This window comes from Kaistia hirudinis (assembly GCF_014196455.1).
Classification (GTDB): Bacteria; Pseudomonadota; Alphaproteobacteria; order Rhizobiales; family Kaistiaceae; genus Kaistia; species Kaistia hirudinis.
This window is the reverse complement of the sequence record NZ_JACIDS010000002.1, coordinates 921,503-936,709: the sequence shown is the minus strand read 5'-3', so window position 1 is coordinate 936,709 and position 15,207 is coordinate 921,503. Positions and strand designations below refer to the sequence as shown.

Here is a 15,207-nt window from a genome sequence, read left to right as displayed (position 1 = left end):
CGCCAAAACGGCGGGAAAATGGCGAAATCAGTGCCGTTTCGGGGGTGCGACATTCGGCAGGAACATCGTCAACAGTCCGAGCAGCGGCAGGAAGGCGCAGATCTGGAAGACGAACTCGATCGAGGTCATGTCCGCCAGTTCGCCGAGCGCCGCCGCGCCGATGCCGCCCATGCCGAAGGCGAAGCCGAAGAAGAGGCCCGAGACGAGGCCGACCTTTCCGGGCACGAGCTCCTGCGCATAGACGATGATCGCCGGGAACGCCGAGGACAGGACGAAGCCGATGATAACGGTCAGCACGACCGTCCAGGGCAGCGAGGCGTGCGGCAGCAGCAGCGTGAACGGCAGGACGCCGAGGATCGAGAACCAGATCACGAACTTGCGGCCGAACCTGTCGCCGATCGGCCCGCCCGCCACCGTTCCGGCCGCCACTGCGCCCAGGAAGATGAACAGGAAGATCTGCGAATCGCGGACGGAAACGCCGAAGCGGTCGATCAGGAAGAAGGTGTAGTAGCTGGTCAGCGACGCCATGTAGAAGAACTTGGAGAAGATCAGCACGGCCAGGATGACGACGGAGCGGATGACCAGCCGTCGCGGCAGCGCCGAGGCGACGGCGTGGACCGCCTTCTTGCCGATGCCGGCGCGGTGCTGCGCGCGATACCAGATGCCGACGCGCGACAGCAGCATGATGCCGATCAGCGCCGCGACCGCGAACCAGGCGACCGCGCCCTGCCCGCGCGGCAGGATGATCAGCGCGGCCAGCAGCGGCCCGACGGCCGAGCCGAAATTGCCGCCGACCTGGAACAGCGACTGCGCGAGGCCGTGCCGTCCACCCGACGCCATGCGGGCGACGCGCGAGGATTCGGGATGGAAGATCGAGGAGCCGAGGCCGATCATCGCCACCGAAAGCAGGATCAGTGGATAGCTGGTGGCACTTGCCAGCAGCAGCAGGCCGATCAGCGTGAAGCCCATGCCGATCGGCAGGGAGAACGGCATCGGCCGCTTGTCTGTATAGATGCCGACGATCGGCTGCAGGATCGAGGCGGTGAGCTGGAAGACGAGCTGGATCATGCCGATCTGGCTGAAGTCGAGCGCGAACTCGTCCTTCAGGATCGGATAGATCGCCGAGATCACCGACTGCATCAGATCGTTGAGCAGATGCGACAGGCTGATCGCGACGAGGATGCCGAAGGCCGTCTTCTGGGCGAGGTCTCGCCCCGCCGCGCCGGGCGTGGCTGATGCGCTCTGGCTCACTTTTCCGATACCTCGATGAGATGACCGAGGAAGGGCGAGCCGAAAGGCGGGCGTTCCGCTGGTCCTGAAAGGACCGGCACTATGCCTCCGCCCACGGGCGAAGAAAAGTATATGATCATGATGATTGCATCACAAATTCTGATCGAAGCTTTCCGGGCCGCGACGATCCGAGCGACACGCGCTCAGCGGGAAAGCCCGCGCGAACGGCGCGGCCGGAGAGTTTCCTCCGGCAAGCCATCCTTGCTTTTCAAGCCGATCGCGTATATGGACCGCCCGTCGCAATGACACCCGGCCGGGGGTTGAACGGAAGGCGGTTCGCCGCAGGGATCGAAAAGGATCCCGTCTTCCCGTGTCTCCGCTCTCGAAGTGAACCGATCCGCCTTTCTCTAAGGCTTCGGTGAGGCTTGGCGCCGGGAAGATCGAAGGAAGGGCACTATGCCGCTTTACGAGCACGTATTTCTGTCCCGACAGGATGTGTCGGCACAGCAGGTCGAGACGCTGACCGAGCAGTTCAAGGGCATCATCGAGGCCAATGGCGGCTCCGTCGCCAAGATCGAGCAGTGGGGCATCAAGTCGGTTGCGTTCCGCATCCGCAAGAACCGCAAGGCTCACTACACGCTCCTCAATATCGACGCGCCGGCTGCCGCCGTCGCCGAGATGGAGCGTCAGCAGCGCATCAACGAAGACGTTCTGCGCGTCCTGACGATCCGCGTCGAGGCTCTGGAAGAAGGCCAGTCGGCCATGCTCCAGAAGCGCGATCGCGATGATCGTGACGACCGTGGCGGCCGCTTCGGCGACCGTGGCGACCGTCCGCGCAGCGGCGGCTTCCGTGGTGGCGATCGTGACGGCGGCGGCGGTGGTTTCCGCGGCGAGCGTCGTCCCCGTTCCGAAGAGAGTGAAGGTGGAGCAGAATAATGGCTGAGTTCGGCACTTCCAGCGCCTCGACCAGTTCGAGCTCCGGCGGCCAGCGCCGCCCGTTCTTCCGCCGTCGCAAGACCTGCCCGTTCTCCGGCCCGAACGCGCCGAAGATCGACTACAAGGACGTGCGGCTGCTGCAGCGCTACATCTCCGAGCGCGGCAAGATCGTTCCCTCGCGCATCACGGCCGTCTCGGCCAAGAAGCAGCGCGAGCTGGCCCAGGCCATCAAGCGCGCGCGCTATCTCGGCCTGCTGCCCTACGTCATCAAGTAAGACGACGCGCGCCGCCCGGACGGACCGGACGGCGCGTTTCCATCGGCGGGTCACCGCCGATCCATCCGGGTTGGGGTGCGGGCGCAATGGCTACGCACCTCTAACCGCTCTCGCGGCGGGACAGCGAACATGACGGCACGCAACATCCTCGTCGGCCTCGGAGCCGGCCTCGCGGCGGCCCTGCTCTTTGCAGGCCTCGTGACGGGAACGACGCTCGCGCTGCCGCTCTTCCTGCTCTCCCCTCTCCCCATCGCCATTGCCGGTCTCGGCTTCGGAACGCTCGCGGGCGCGATCGGCGCCGGCTTTGCGGCAGCCCTGATCGGGGCAGTGCTCGCCCCGCAATCCGGCATCTTCCACCTTCTCGCCTTCGGCGCGCCCGTCGCCTGGGCGGCGCATCTGATCGGCCTCTCACGTCAGAACGCGGCAGCCTCCGAGGAGCGCGAGTGGTTTCCGCTCGATCGCGTCCTGTTCCGCCTCACCATCGCTGCAGCCATCGCCGTGATCCTGGTCGGGATGATGTTCGGCTATCATCCGAAGAGCTGGACCGACATGGTGCTGACCGGCGCCGAGGCCATGTTTGCCGGCGCAGGCAGCGACGCGCCGAGCCGTGCCGATCTCGAGCCGATCGTCAGCATGAGCGTCTCGCTGATGCCGATCACGAGCACCGTGCTGGTGCTCACGGTCATCGTCTTCAACAGCTGGCTCGGCGCGCGAATCGCCCGCATGTCCGGACAGTTGCAGCGGCCCTGGACCCCGGTCTGGACCGTGTCGCTGCCGCAGCTTGGCGCGGTCGTGTTCGGCCTCGGCCTGCTCGCCTGGTTCTTTCCCGGACCGGTCGGCTATATCGGCGGCACCTTCCTCGGTGCCAGCGTCTGCGCCTTCGCCATGACCGGCTTCGGACTGCTGCATTTCGCGCTCGCCGCGCGGCCGGGCCGCGGCGCGATCCTCTTTGCCACCTATCTCGCAACCGTGCTCTTCGCCCTGCCGATCGCGGTCGCGGCGATCGGCGGACTAGCCGATACGCTGCTCGGCCTCAGAAGGCGGCGGCAGAGCTGAAATACCCTTATCCCTCAATCGAATGAACTGACGAACTAAAGGAGATCAATATGGACGTCATTCTGCTGGAACGCGTCGCCAAGCTCGGCCAGATGGGCGAGATCGTGCACGTCAAGGACGGCTTCGCCCGTAACTTCCTGCTGCCGCAGGGCAAGGCGCTCCGCGCCACCGAGGCGAACAAGAAGCGCTTCGAGAACGAGAAGGTTCATCTCGAGGCCCGTAACCTCGAGCGCAAGCAGGAAGCGGGCACGGTCGCCGAGAAGCTCAACGGCCAGATCTTCGTGGTCGTGCGCCAGGCGGGCGAGACCGGCCAGCTCTACGGTTCGGTGTCGAGCCGCGATATCGCCGACATCGCCACCGAGGCCGGCTTCTCGATCGCCCGCAACCAGGTCGTCCTCGATCACCCGATCAAGACGATCGGCCTGCATGCGATCACGATCGCCCTGCATCCGGAAGTCGAATCGACCGTGACCGTAAACGTCGCCCGCAGCGCCGACGAGGCCGAGCGGCAGCAGCGCGGCGAGGACCTCACGGTCCGCGAGACCTTCGAGCTCGAGCCGCTCGAGGACGAGGAAGCTCTCGAGGCCGAAGAAGGCGACGAAGAGGTCTGATCCTCCGACGCCAAGGACGCCTTACTTTCAAGGGAGCGCCCCGGTTTGCCGGGGCGCTCCTTTTTTCATTTGGGAAGCGTGCTTTTCGGGTCACGCCCACGCGCTTGTAATCATGGCGAAATCGAGGCTAACATTCATGTGACGGTCGGATGAAACCGGCGAAACATAAGCTTGCCCTCGGTGAAACGAGGCCTCAGGAGAAAGGGCAGCGGATCGCCATGAACCAGTTGCTCGTCAACTATCTGTCGCGGGTCCTCGTGAAGGGCTCGCTCGAATTCGTTGACCCTAGCGGCAAGGTCCATCGCTTCGGCGATGGCAGCGGGGAGACCGTTCGCGTCCGCGTGACGACGAACAAGGCCCTTCGCCAGCTCTTCCTCAATCCCGAGCTCAAGCTCGGCGAGGCGTTCATGGACGGCACCTTCGTGGTCGAGAAGGGCTCGATCTACGATTTCCTCGCCGTCACGCTGCAGAACATCGGTGGCGGCGGTCGCACCCTCTGGGCGCGAATCATCTACCGGCTGCGCGTGATGACGCGGCGGGTCCGCCAGTGGAACACGCCGTTCCGCGCCAAGCAGAACGTCGCCCACCATTACGACCTCGACGGGCGGCTCTATTCGCTCTTCCTCGACAGCGACCAGCAATATTCCTGCGCCTATTTCGAGACGCCGGAAACGACGCTCGAGGATGCGCAATACGCCAAGAAGCGGCATCTGGCGGCCAAGCTGGCGCTCCAGTCGGGCCAGCGCGTGCTCGACATCGGATCGGGCTGGGGCGGCCTTGGCCTCTTCCTCGCCAATCACGCCGATGTCGACGTCACCGGCGTGACGCTCTCGGAAGAGCAGCACAAGGTGTCGAACGCGCGCGCCGGCGAGCAGGATCTCGCCCATCGCACGCGCTTCCTGCTCCAGGATTATCGCTCGCTGAAGAGCCGGTTCGACCGGATCGTCTCCGTCGGCATGTTCGAGCATGTCGGCGTCGGGCACTATGACGAGTTCTTCAAGAAGGTTCGCGACCTGCTGACCGATGACGGCGTCATGGTGCTGCACTCGATCGGGCGCTTCGACGGGCCCGGGGAAACCAATTCCTGGATCCACAAATACATCTTCCCGGGCGGCTACATTCCCTCGCTCTCCGAGGTGCTGCCGGCGATCGAGCGGGCCGGGCTCAAGGTCACGGATATCGAGATCCTGCGCCTGCACTATGCGGAGACGCTGAAGGCGTGGCGCGAACGGTTCCTGGCGCGCTGGGACGAGGTCAAGGCGCTCTATGACGAGCGCTTCTGCCGGATGTGGGAGTTCTACCTGGCGGCGTCCGAGACGGCGTTCCGCTATCAGGATATGATGAACTTCCAGATCCAGATCGTGCGCGATCAGCACGCGCTGCCGATGACGCGCGACTATATCTGGCAGTCCGAAGAGGCGCTGCGCCGGCGCGATCTCGCCGGCACGCGTCCTTCGCTCAAGATCGCGGGCGAATAGCTCCGCCCGCGATTGCCTCACGCGATCAGATTGTCCAACGGCTTCGCCATCAGGCTGCCGGGGAAGACGTCGTTTGCAAGGACGCGTTCCGAGATACCGAGATGGTCGCGGAGCACGCCCTTGAGCACGGCGCGGAGATCCGTCGTCGGCTTCAAGTCGCGGCCCTGATAGAGCTGGGTCGGACCCAGCCCCGGCCAGTCGGCGACGATCCTCCCGCCCCGCACGGCGCCGCCAAGAAGCAGCGCCACCGTGCCCGTGCCGTGATCCGTCCCGTCCGTCCCGTTCATCTGCGCGGTGCGGCCAAACTCGGTCACCGCCACCACGACCGTGTCCTTCCAGGCCGGCCCGAGTTGCAGAGCGAGAGCGTCGAACGCGCCGTCGAGCGCCTGGAGCAGCTTGTCGAGCCTTCCATCCTCCGGCCCCTCCTGCGCATGGGTGTCCCAGCCGTCATAGCTGATGGCGGCCACGCGCGGACCGTCCTCGCGCGCCAGCAGCTTGCCGGTGCCCGCCGCGACCGAGCGGAACTGCCCGGCCATGTCCCGGCCCGGCGCGCCGCCGGTTCCGGCCAGCATGTCGATCTTGCGGCCGGCCGCGAAGATGCGGGCAAGCTCCTGGTCGGAATGGGTGTAGAGGCTCAGCAGCCGGTCGGCCGTATCGGGCCCGCTCGCCTGCAAATTGGTCGGCATCCAGGTGAAGACCGGCGCGTCGCCGCGCAGCACCAGCGGCACGACCGGGCTGACGGCGAGGCCGGCGACCGGCCGCACGGCATCGCCCTTCGGGAGCGCGGCGACAGCCCGATTGAGCCAGCCCGAATCGCTGAAGCGCGGATTCTCGGTGCCGTTCTCCAGCACGTCCTGGCCGTCGAAATGGGAGCGGTCGCGATAAGGCGTCGCCACGGCATGCACCACCGTCGCCTCGCCGCTCGCGAAGCGGCGGCGGAAATTCGGCATCGCGTCGTTGAGCGCGAAGATGCCGTCGAGCTGCGATGCGCCGCCGATTTTGGGCGCTCCGACGGCGAGATCGCCACGGAGCGACGCATAGGCCGGATCGCCGATCGGCGGCACGACGGCGAGACCGTCGAGCGCGCCGCGCAGAATCACGACGACGAGGCGCGGATCGCGGCTCTGGCCGGCGAAGGCATAGCGCGGCATCTGCGACCAAGCGACCAGCGACGCGGCGCCAGCGAGGAAGACGCGGCGGGAGGGATGGGCGAAGCCGCCCTTGGCAAGATCATTGGTCATGTGCGGCTCCACTGGAATTCGGGGCTCATGAGCAGCAGCGCCGCAGCCTGGCGCCCGCTTTCGGCGCGCTCCATCGTGCGGCGCGTATCGTCGGAAAGGCTTGGACCGAACAGTTGTGTGGCGATCGCCGCGGGCCCATCGTCGAACCGCACGCGCTGGGCGATGCTGTCGGCGATGGCGAGGCGGGTGGTCAGGCCATCGGGCGAAAGCCACGACGCGGCATCGTCGTGGTAGCCCTCCGGCGACGGCGGGCACCATGGTTCCTGTCCCAGTTCACGCAGCAGGCTGACGAGGCGCTTGCCCTCGATCGGAACGCCATAGGCGCGCATGCTGGCGACGAGAAAGAGCTGCGGCGTCAGGAACTTGCGCTCCCCCGCCCAGGAGGCATCGTTCTCGACCAGAGCGCGGGAGACGGCCTTGAGGTCACCGCCCGTCGCGGTGAATGTCGCGGCCACGGCATCGACGATGGCCGGAGGCGGCGAATCGGCCACGAAATGGCGGACGAGCTTGGTCGCGACGTGACGCGCCGTATCCGGGTGAACGGCGAGATCATGCAGCGCGGCGAGGCCCTGCTGGTCCGCCGGCTGCTTGCCGCCGGGCGCCGGATAGGTCTTGCCCATCAGCCGGCGATCGCCCGGCTCGTGCCAATCCGCCTTGAAGGCGAATGTCCCGGCAGCCGGCTTGTCGACGTCCCGCGCGAAGGTCCAGCCGGTGAGCATGCGGGAAAACTCGGTCACGTCGGCCTGCGTGTAGCCGCCGTCGACGCCGACGGTGTGGAGCTCGAGAATCTCGCGGGCGTGATTCTCGTTGAGCCCCATGTGCCGCTTCTGGCCGGCCGGGGAATGCGGCCCCGCCGAATCGACATTGTCGAGCGAGAGCAGCATGGCCGGGTGGCGCGTCGCCGCGACCAGCATGTCCTCGAAGCGGCCGAGCACATGGGGACGGATCGCCTCGCGCTCGAAGGCGCCGGCGAGGCCGCGGATCTGCTCGTTCTTGTCGGATTGGACCGCGAAATGATTGGTCCAGAAGGCGACCAGCCGCTCGACATAGCCGATCTCGGCGGCGAGCTGACGCGGCACACGGGCATCGATCTCGTCGAGATAGATGACCATGGAGCGGTTCTGCGGCCCCGCCGGTGGCTTGGGCGGAGCGGCGGCCGCCATGCCAGCGGCTGCAGCACCGGCGGCCATGCCGCCATTTCCGCCAACCGCCATCATGGCGGGGGCCGCGGGCGGCGGGGCGCTCTTCATGGCCGCAACCGCCGCAGCCGGCGCCGTGCCCTTGGCGGGCATGTCCGCGGTCTTGCGGGCCGCGGAGCGTGCCACCTGATCGTGCCGGATCGCGACGAAGGCGTCCGGTGTGCTCGGCAGGCGGTCATCGTCGAGACGCGTGATATCCGCCGCGTCCAGCTCGGCGAGAACCGCCGCCTTTGGATCGACGGCGATTCGCTCGATATCGCCCGGCCTCGGACCGAGGCCGAATCGCTTCAAGGCCAGTGCGGCCTCTTCCTGAGACATAAACGTGCTCCTTCGTTCGCCCCAGCCCGCTTCAACGGTGCGAAGACGCGCCGGCTTTCGCCTGCGGTCCCGAGAAAAAGCAGCACTTCACCTTCCCGGCCGCGGTGCGGCCCGGTGACAACAACTCCTCGGTTGCGAGTTATCCCGCCCTGTGAATTGCGGGACGAATATCGGCCCGATTGATTACGGCGCCCGAACGGATCAAATAACGTCCCCCGACTGTGGCAGGGTTGAGGCTCGGGCGGGCGGGGAGCATCCCGATCGGATTCACCCGGCGGGCACAAATTCGTGACAAGATCTGTTTTGGACGAGCGGCGAGAGTGACGATGAACCTTCCTGCCCGTGCCATCCAGGCGCAATTGACCGAGGCCTATCGCCAGGCACCGCACAATATCGAAGCGGAGCAGGCGCTTCTGGGCGCAATCCTCGTCAACAACGAGGCGTTCTATCGCGTCTCGGACTTCCTTGAGCCGACCCATTTCTTCGAGCCGATCCACCAGCAGATCTATGAGGTCGCGGCGCAGATCATTCGCGCCAACAAGGTTGCGACGCCGGTCACGCTGAAGACGTTCCTGCCCTCCGACCTCGCCATTGGCGACCTCAACCTGCCGCAATATCTGGCGCGCCTCGCTGCCGAGGCGACGACGATCATCAATGCGGAGGATTATGGCCGCGCGATCTATGACCTGGCGCTGCGCCGCGCGCTGATCGGCATCGGCGAGGATGTCGTCAACATCGCCTATGACGCGCCGATCGACATGCCGCCCCGCGCGCAGATCGAGGACGCGGAGCGGCGGCTCTTCGCGCTGGCCGAGACCGGCAAATATGACGGCGGTTTCCATACCTTCGAGGAAGCGCTCAAGGCCGCCATCGACATGGCGAGCGCCGCCTATCAGCGCGACGGGCACCTTTCGGGCATCGCGACCGGCCTCGACGATCTCGATCAGAAGATGGGCGGCCTGCAGCCGTCGGATCTGATCGTCCTCGCCGGACGCCCAGCCATGGGCAAGACCTCGCTCGCGACCAACATCGCCTACAACATCGCCAAGGCCTATCGCGGCGAGTTGCAGCCTGATGGCACGATGAAGACGGTGAATGGCGGCATCGTCGGCTTCTTCTCGCTCGAAATGTCGGGCGAGCAACTGGCGACCCGCGTCATCGCCGAGCAGGCCGGCGTCTCGTCCTCCCATATCCGGCGCGGCTCGATCGACGAGCGGCAGTTCGCGCGCGTCGTCGCGGCCTCGCAAGAGATGGCGCGCATCCCGCTCTATATCGACCAGACCGGCGGCATCTCGATCGCGCAGCTGACGGCGCGAGCGCGGCGGCTCAAGCGTCAGCGCGGCCTCGACGTACTGGTGATCGACTACCTCCAGCTGCTCTCCGGCTCGGGCAAGCGCTCCGACAACCGCGTGCAGGAGATCACCGAGATCACGACGGGGCTGAAGGCGCTCGCCAAGGAACTGGCCGTGCCGATCATCGCGCTGTCGCAGCTCTCGCGTCAGGTCGAATCACGCGACGACAAGCGGCCCCAGCTCTCGGATCTGCGCGAATCGGGCTCGATCGAGCAGGACGCCGACGTGGTGATGTTCGTCTATCGCGACGAATATTACCTCAAGGGCAAGATGCCGAAGGAAGGCACCGAAGAGTTCTTCAAGTGGCAGGCCGAGATGGAACAGGTCACCGGCCTCGCGGAAGTCATCATCGGCAAGCAGCGCCACGGTCCGACCGGAACCGTCGTGCTGCAGTTCGAGGCCGAGATCACGCGCTTCTCCAACCTCGCGCGCCGCGACCACCTGCCCGAATCCTACGAGTAAGGCCTCAGGCAGGGGCTCCGGCTCTTCACGAAGTCTCCGAGGCCGGTTCGCCCATGGCCTGGTCCCGTCGGATTCGCCGTTGCGGCCGTGGGCGAATTTCGTGCTTGCGAAATAGCACAGTGATCATCGCGCGCGTCATCGGGAACGGAATGCGCCAGTAGCCGCCGATGATCTCGTCGACGCTGTCCGGCTGGAAATGCGGCAATCCGGACCATGAATAGACCGTGAGCTCGCCGACCCGGAACGTCTGGCCGCAGTCATAGATATCGACGCGGAGGTGATCCCGTCCCGCGGCGAGCCGCTCGGCCACCGCCAGCATGTCGTCCAGGCGTTCGGGACGCGGCATCTCCTCCGGGTGCGGCTCGCGCGACGAGCGCCAAGGCAGGCGAGTCCAGTCGGGCGTGTGGAACCCCGTCGTTCGATCACGGTCGCTGGCCGCGACCAGAATCGTCTCGATGATTCGCGCCTTGCCGTCGAAGACGAAGATCTTGCGTTCCGGCGGTGGTTCGCCACGCGCGTCGAAGAGCAGCCTCTCGACGATCAGCCCAGGCGCCAGGTGCTCGTAGCCCGGCTCCCCCATCGCCGTGCCGTGATTATAGGCCAGCCATTGCCGCGCCGACTCACGCATCTTGGCGACATCCGGCGCTGTGCCGGCTTCGACGATCTCGACGTGACCATAGCCATGCGTGCTCTTGAGGACGTAGGGCACCGACAGGCTGTCGAAGGGGATCTGGTCGGGATCCCGGCCGAACCACAGCAGCTCCGGCAGATACTCGGCCCCCACGCGCTCCGCCACGAACTGCCGCGTCGCGTATTTGTCGCTGAAGATCGCGAAGTCCGGGTTGAGGTCGAACAGCTTTCGCCACTGCATCTTCTCGCTGAAGCGCCGCGGGCGCAGCAGGGAGAGTTCGCGACCCTCCTCACGACGATAGAGCGCGCGTGTGGCGTCGATGATCTCCCGCCACCTGGCGATCCGCACCGGCATGAGACGGTCGCGCAGTTCAGAAACAACCAGCCTCATCAGCCCCCCACGGCCAATTCATGCAACCTTGGCGACGCGCCCTTTCGCGTCCCCGTCGGCATCATCCGAAGAAAGTTCAAGAAGATTGATCGGCGCTTGGTTCCCGCCGATGGCGCCTGCGGCTCAGGATTCCGTCGGCTGCAGCAGATCCCAGAGATTGCCGTAGAGATCCTCGAACACGGCGACGGTCGCGTAGGATTCATGCCGCGGCGTCTCGCGGAATACGAGCCCCCGTGCGCTGAAGGCCGCGTAGTCCCGGGCGAAATCGTCCGTCTCCAGGAAGAAGCCGACGCGCCCGCCGGTCTGGTCGCCGATCCGCGCCATCTGCTCGGCGCCTTCCGCCTTGGCGAGAAGCAGCGCCGCGCCGCCCTGCCCCTTCGGCGCCACCAGCACCCAGCGCTTGCCCGGCCCGAGCGGCGTGTCCGTCACCAGCTCGAAATCGAGCACGGTGGTAAAGAACGCGATCGCCCGGTCGTAGTCATCGACCAGGAACGTCACATGGGCGAGGCGGCTTCCGGCCATCAGCGGGTTCCCTGTAGGAGACATCCGGGCCGCGGTGCCCCGCAATCGCCCTTCTTCCATGCGAAGAGCTACCGTTGATCACGAGCATTGTCATGCAGGAATCGGTTAGTCTCGCAGCCATGGCCGCGCCGCATCAGAAGTTCACGAACCCCATCGCCGACACCGACACCGCCGGTCCCGGCGATGCCAGCCGCCTTACCATCGATCTCGGCGCGCTTGCCGGCAATTGGCGCCGCCTGGCGCGCCTCGCCGGCCCGGCCGAGACGGCTGCGGCCGTCAAGGGCGATGGTTATGGCATCGGCCTCGAGGCAGCCGGCGCCGCGCTCGACCGCGCCGGCTGCCGGACCTTCTTCGTCGCGGTGCCATCCGAAGGCGTGCGCCTCAGGCGCGTGCTGCCGCGGGCGACGATCTATGTGCTGAACGGCCTCACGGCCGGCAATGCGAATGCGCTCGCGGCCGCTGGATTGCGACCAGTCATTGGATCGCTGGAAGAATGGCGCGAATGGTCGGCCTGGCGGGCTGACGGCGGACAGGGCGAGGCCGCGCTGCACATCGACACGGGCATGAACCGGCTCGGCCTGACGGCGGACGAGGCGCAGAGCGTCGCGTCCGCCGACTGGCAGCAGCAGGGGCTCGCGCTGGTCATCAGCCATCTCGCCTGCGCCGATACGCCGGCCCATGCGCTGAACCAGCTCCAGCTGGAGCGCTTTCGCGCCGCGGCGGGCCTGTTCCCTGGCCTGCCTGCCTCGCTCGCCAATTCGGCCGGCATCCATTCCGGTCCCGACTACCGCTTCGACCTGGTGCGCCCCGGCATCGCGCTCTATGGCGGCGTCTTTCGCGAAGGCGTGGCCCCGCTGGATGTGGTGGCGACCGTGGAGGCGCAGGTCCTGCAGGTGCGCGACGTTGCGGCCGGCGAGCCGATCGGCTATGGCGCCGCCGAGACGGTGAAGCGCCCGAGCCGCGTCGCCATCCTCTGCGTCGGCTATGCCGATGGCTATCCGCGCGCGTCAAGCTCGACCGACGCGCGGTCGGGAGCGAGCGTCTTCCTGCACGGACAGCGCGCGCCGCTGCTCGGCCGGATTTCGATGGATCTCATGGCGATCGACGTGACCGACATTCCAGCCGCCCGGCGCGGCGACTGGACGGAACTGTTTGGCCCCAACATCGCCGTCGACGAGGTCGCCGGCTTCGCCGGAACCATCGGCTACGAATTGCTGACCAGCCTCGGCGGGCGCTATCAGCGCCGCTACACCGGAGGCGTTTGACGTGGCGAAGGCACCGAAGAGCCAGTTCATCTGCCAGAATTGCGGCGCCGTCAGCGCGCGCTGGCAGGGCCGCTGCGAGGCCTGCGGCGAATGGAACACCATTGTCGAGGAGAACGTCTCCGGCGGCATCGGCGGCGGTCCCGGCCGCGGCTTCGGTAAGGGCCGCGTGGTCGAGCTGCAGGCGCTCTCCGGCGAAAGCGGCGAGGCGCCGCGCATTGCATCCGGCATCGCGGAGCTCGACCGCGTCACCGGCGGCGGCTTCGTGCGGGGTTCGGCCCTGCTCGTCGGCGGCGATCCGGGCATCGGCAAGTCGACGCTGCTGCTGCAAGCCTCCGCGGCGTTGGCCCGCCTTGGCAAGCGCGTCGTCTATATCTCCGGCGAAGAGGCGATCGCGCAGGTGCGCCTTCGCGCGACGCGGATGGGCGTCGCCAATGCGCCGGTGGCGCTCGCGGCCGAGACCAGCGTCGAGGACATCCTCGCGACGCTGGAGGCAGGCCCGCCGCCGGCGCTCGTGATCCTCGATTCGATCCAGACGCTGTGGACGGCCACGGTCGATTCGGCGCCGGGCACGGTGACGCAGGTGCGCGCGGCCGCCCAGGCGATGATCCGCTACGCCAAGCAGTCCGGCGCGACGGTCATTCTCGTCGGCCATGTGACGAAGGACGGCCAGATCGCCGGCCCGCGCGTGGTCGAGCACATGGTCGACGCCGTCCTCTATTTCGAAGGCGAAGGCGGCCATCATTTCCGCATCCTGCGCGCCGTGAAGAACCGCTTCGGCGCGACGGACGAGATCGGCGTGTTCGAAATGACGGGATCGGGCCTGCGCGAAGTCCCGAACCCGTCGGAGCTTTTCCTCGGCGAGCGCAACGCGGCCTCGCCCGGCGCTGCCGTCTTCGCCGGCATGGAGGGCACGCGGCCGGTGCTGGTCGAGATCCAGGCGCTCGTCGCGCCCTCCCCGCTCGGAACGCCGCGCCGGGCCGTGGTCGGCTGGGATGGCGGGCGCCTCGCCATGGTCCTTGCCGTGCTCGAATCCCATTGCGGCGTGAAGCTCGGCAATAACGACATCTACCTCGCGGTCGCCGGAGGGCTGAAGATCGTGGAGCCCGCGGCCGATCTCGCCGTGGCCGCGGCGCTCGTCTCATCGCTCGCCGGTATTGCTCTGCCGCCGGATTGCGTCTATTTCGGCGAAGTCAGCCTGTCGGGCGCCGTGCGGCCCGTCGTGCATGCCGTGCAGCGGCTCAAGGAGGCCCAGAAGCTGGGTTTCGGACGCGCGATGCTGCCGGCGGCTTCGATGGACCGGGAAGCCGGCTTCGGATCCGGCATGACCGGGCTCGATCAGCTCGCCGGTCTCGTCGCGGCGATCGCCGCATCGGGACCGAAGGGTGGTCGCACGGAAGCCGTGGCATCGCGGCAGCGCCGGACCGAGACGGACGAAGCCGTGCGTTCCTGACGCGGCGTGGATTGGATCGCCGGGTTCGCCCGGTGGATGGCGGGGGTCGCAGGAGAACATGTCGGTCACCATCCTCGATGGCGTCGTACTGGTCGTCGTGCTCCTGTCGGCGATGCTCGCCATGGTGCGCGGTTTCGTGCGCGAGGTGCTGTCCGTCGCCTCCTGGGTCGTCGCCGCCGCGGCCGCCTATTATTTCTACAAGCCGTTGCTCCCCTATGTGGAGCCCTATATCTCGAACAAGAACATCGCCGTTGTCGCCGCCGCGGCCGGCGTTTTCTTCGTGACTCTGCTCATCGCGAGCTTCATCGCGATGAAGATCTCCGATTTCGTCATCGACAGCCGCATCGGCCTGCTCGACCGCACGCTCGGCTTCGTGTTCGGCCTGGCGCGCGGCATCCTCATCGTCGTCATCGCGTTCGCGTTTCTGTCCTGGATCCTCTCGGATCACCAGCCGGCATGGGTGGCGAACGCGCAAAGCGCCCCTATATTGAAGCGTCTCGGCGATCGGCTCGTTGCCGCCTTGCCCGAGGACATCGAAAAGACGATCCAGGACCGGCTGCATGGCGGCGGCGGTACCGAGGATGCGACGCCTCCGGCGGACACGCCGGACGCGGCGACCTCCGCGCCTGCTCCTGCCGCCAACGGGCCGCAGGCGCCGAACTATGGCGGCACCGAACGCAAGGGCCTGGATGCTCTGATCGACAATGGCGACGCGCCGGCCGAAGACCCGGACAATGCGCCGCAAGAGGGAACGAACGGGAGCCAGCCCAACCCCTGAGACGACCGCCGGT

15 protein-coding genes are annotated in these 15,207 nt (G+C 66.9%); 10 read left to right on the top strand and 5 right to left on the bottom strand.

What is annotated here, in order from left to right; translation table 11 throughout:
- Positions 1-27 precede the first annotated feature (27 nt).
- Positions 28-1,251: an MFS transporter gene (locus GGR25_RS09495; RefSeq protein ID WP_183398486.1), complete on the bottom strand. Its 1,224-nt coding sequence runs from the start codon at positions 1,249-1,251 to the stop codon at positions 28-30.
- Positions 1,252-1,362: 111 nt separating this feature from the next.
- On the opposite strand from GGR25_RS09495, the gene GGR25_RS09490 reads away from it, so the two are divergent.
- The 6 genes from GGR25_RS09490 to GGR25_RS09465 all read left to right on the top strand — a co-directional run bounded on the left by GGR25_RS09490 (position 1,363) and on the right by GGR25_RS09465 (position 5,586).
- Positions 1,363-1,536, top strand: a complete 174-nt coding sequence (locus GGR25_RS09490) for a hypothetical protein (RefSeq protein WP_183398485.1) — start codon at positions 1,363-1,365, stop codon at positions 1,534-1,536.
- A gap of 150 nt (positions 1,537-1,686) precedes the next feature.
- Complete coding sequence (gene rpsF, locus GGR25_RS09485; RefSeq protein WP_183398484.1) at positions 1,687-2,166, top strand: 30S ribosomal protein S6; 480 nt, start codon at positions 1,687-1,689, stop codon at positions 2,164-2,166.
- Positions 2,166-2,441, top strand: a complete 276-nt coding sequence (gene rpsR, locus GGR25_RS09480; protein WP_183398483.1) for a 30S ribosomal protein S18 — start codon at positions 2,166-2,168, stop codon at positions 2,439-2,441. The genes rpsF and rpsR overlap by 1 nt, the downstream gene beginning before the upstream one ends.
- A 129-nt stretch (positions 2,442-2,570) precedes the next feature.
- The gene (locus GGR25_RS09475; RefSeq protein WP_183398482.1) at positions 2,571-3,497 is read left to right on the top strand and encodes a hypothetical protein; all 927 of its coding nucleotides are present in this window, start codon (positions 2,571-2,573) and stop codon (positions 3,495-3,497) included.
- A 50-nt stretch (positions 3,498-3,547) separates the two neighbouring features.
- On the top strand, positions 3,548-4,108 hold the full coding sequence (gene rplI, locus GGR25_RS09470; RefSeq protein ID WP_183398481.1) for a 50S ribosomal protein L9: 561 nt from the start codon (positions 3,548-3,550) through the stop codon (positions 4,106-4,108).
- A 218-nt stretch (positions 4,109-4,326) separates the two neighbouring features.
- A complete protein-coding gene (locus tag GGR25_RS09465) occupies positions 4,327-5,586 on the top strand; it encodes a cyclopropane fatty acid synthase (RefSeq protein ID WP_183398480.1) in 1,260 nt (419 codons plus the stop codon).
- 17 nt (positions 5,587-5,603) lie between these two features.
- On the opposite strand, the gene GGR25_RS09460 is transcribed toward GGR25_RS09465, so the two are convergent.
- Together GGR25_RS09460 and GGR25_RS09455 are read right to left on the bottom strand one after the other, a co-directional pair.
- Complete coding sequence (locus GGR25_RS09460; protein ID WP_183398479.1) at positions 5,604-6,827, bottom strand: DUF1501 domain-containing protein; 1,224 nt, start codon at positions 6,825-6,827, stop codon at positions 5,604-5,606.
- Positions 6,824-8,344 (bottom strand): DUF1800 domain-containing protein, encoded by a 1,521-nt coding sequence (locus GGR25_RS09455; protein WP_183398478.1) that lies wholly within the window; start codon positions 8,342-8,344, stop codon positions 6,824-6,826. The genes GGR25_RS09460 and GGR25_RS09455 overlap by 4 nt, the downstream gene beginning before the upstream one ends.
- Positions 8,345-8,670: 326 nt before the next feature.
- On the opposite strand from GGR25_RS09455, the gene GGR25_RS09450 reads away from it, so the two are divergent.
- Complete coding sequence (locus tag GGR25_RS09450; protein WP_183398477.1) at positions 8,671-10,158, top strand: replicative DNA helicase; 1,488 nt, start codon at positions 8,671-8,673, stop codon at positions 10,156-10,158.
- A gap of 25 nt (positions 10,159-10,183) precedes the next feature.
- Here GGR25_RS09450 and GGR25_RS09445 read toward each other — a convergent pair whose 3' ends face one another.
- Both GGR25_RS09445 and GGR25_RS09440 read right to left on the bottom strand, forming a co-directional pair.
- Complete coding sequence (locus GGR25_RS09445; protein ID WP_183398476.1) at positions 10,184-11,143, bottom strand: ATP-grasp fold amidoligase family protein; 960 nt, start codon at positions 11,141-11,143, stop codon at positions 10,184-10,186.
- A gap of 159 nt (positions 11,144-11,302) precedes the next feature.
- Positions 11,303-11,701, bottom strand: a complete 399-nt coding sequence (locus GGR25_RS09440) for a VOC family protein (protein ID WP_183398475.1) — start codon at positions 11,699-11,701, stop codon at positions 11,303-11,305.
- 92 nt (positions 11,702-11,793) lie between these two features.
- Here GGR25_RS09440 and alr point away from each other — a divergent pair, with 92 nt between their 5' ends.
- The 3 genes from alr to GGR25_RS09425 are packed head-to-tail and all read left to right on the top strand — an operon-like array spanning position 11,794 to position 15,194.
- Entirely contained in the window at positions 11,794-12,966 is a 1,173-nt protein-coding gene (alr, locus tag GGR25_RS09435) for an alanine racemase (RefSeq protein WP_246409386.1), read from the top strand.
- Position 12,967: 1 nt separating this feature from the next.
- A complete protein-coding gene (radA, locus tag GGR25_RS09430) occupies positions 12,968-14,416 on the top strand; it encodes a DNA repair protein RadA (RefSeq protein WP_183398474.1) in 1,449 nt (482 codons plus the stop codon).
- 58 nt (positions 14,417-14,474) lie between these two features.
- Positions 14,475-15,194 (top strand): CvpA family protein, encoded by a 720-nt coding sequence (locus tag GGR25_RS09425; RefSeq protein ID WP_183398473.1) that lies wholly within the window; start codon positions 14,475-14,477, stop codon positions 15,192-15,194.
- Positions 15,195-15,207 lie beyond the last annotated feature (13 nt).

Excerpts from the sequence above, each read along its gene's own strand:
- GGR25_RS09490 (WP_183398485.1), top strand. The coding sequence starts at position 1,363 with ATGATCATGATGATTGCATCACAAATTCTGATCGAAGCTTTCCGGGCC.
- rpsF (WP_183398484.1), top strand. The coding sequence starts at position 1,687 with ATGCCGCTTTACGAGCACGTATTTCTGTCCCGACAGGATGTGTCGGCA.
- rpsR (WP_183398483.1), top strand. The coding sequence starts at position 2,166 with ATGGCTGAGTTCGGCACTTCCAGCGCCTCGACCAGTTCGAGCTCCGGC.
- GGR25_RS09475 (WP_183398482.1), top strand. The coding sequence starts at position 2,571 with ATGACGGCACGCAACATCCTCGTCGGCCTCGGAGCCGGCCTCGCGGCG.
- rplI (WP_183398481.1), top strand. The coding sequence starts at position 3,548 with ATGGACGTCATTCTGCTGGAACGCGTCGCCAAGCTCGGCCAGATGGGC.
- GGR25_RS09465 (WP_183398480.1), top strand. The coding sequence starts at position 4,327 with ATGAACCAGTTGCTCGTCAACTATCTGTCGCGGGTCCTCGTGAAGGGC.
- GGR25_RS09460 (WP_183398479.1), bottom strand. The coding sequence starts at position 6,827 with ATGACCAATGATCTTGCCAAGGGCGGCTTCGCCCATCCCTCCCGCCGC.
- GGR25_RS09455 (WP_183398478.1), bottom strand. The coding sequence starts at position 8,344 with ATGTCTCAGGAAGAGGCCGCACTGGCCTTGAAGCGATTCGGCCTCGGT.
- GGR25_RS09450 (WP_183398477.1), top strand. The coding sequence starts at position 8,671 with ATGAACCTTCCTGCCCGTGCCATCCAGGCGCAATTGACCGAGGCCTAT.
- GGR25_RS09445 (WP_183398476.1), bottom strand. The coding sequence starts at position 11,143 with ATGCCGGTGCGGATCGCCAGGTGGCGGGAGATCATCGACGCCACACGC.
- GGR25_RS09440 (WP_183398475.1), bottom strand. The coding sequence starts at position 11,701 with ATGGCCGGAAGCCGCCTCGCCCATGTGACGTTCCTGGTCGATGACTAC.
- alr (WP_246409386.1), top strand. The coding sequence starts at position 11,794 with ATGCAGGAATCGGTTAGTCTCGCAGCCATGGCCGCGCCGCATCAGAAG.
- GGR25_RS09425 (WP_183398473.1), top strand. The coding sequence starts at position 14,475 with ATGTCGGTCACCATCCTCGATGGCGTCGTACTGGTCGTCGTGCTCCTG.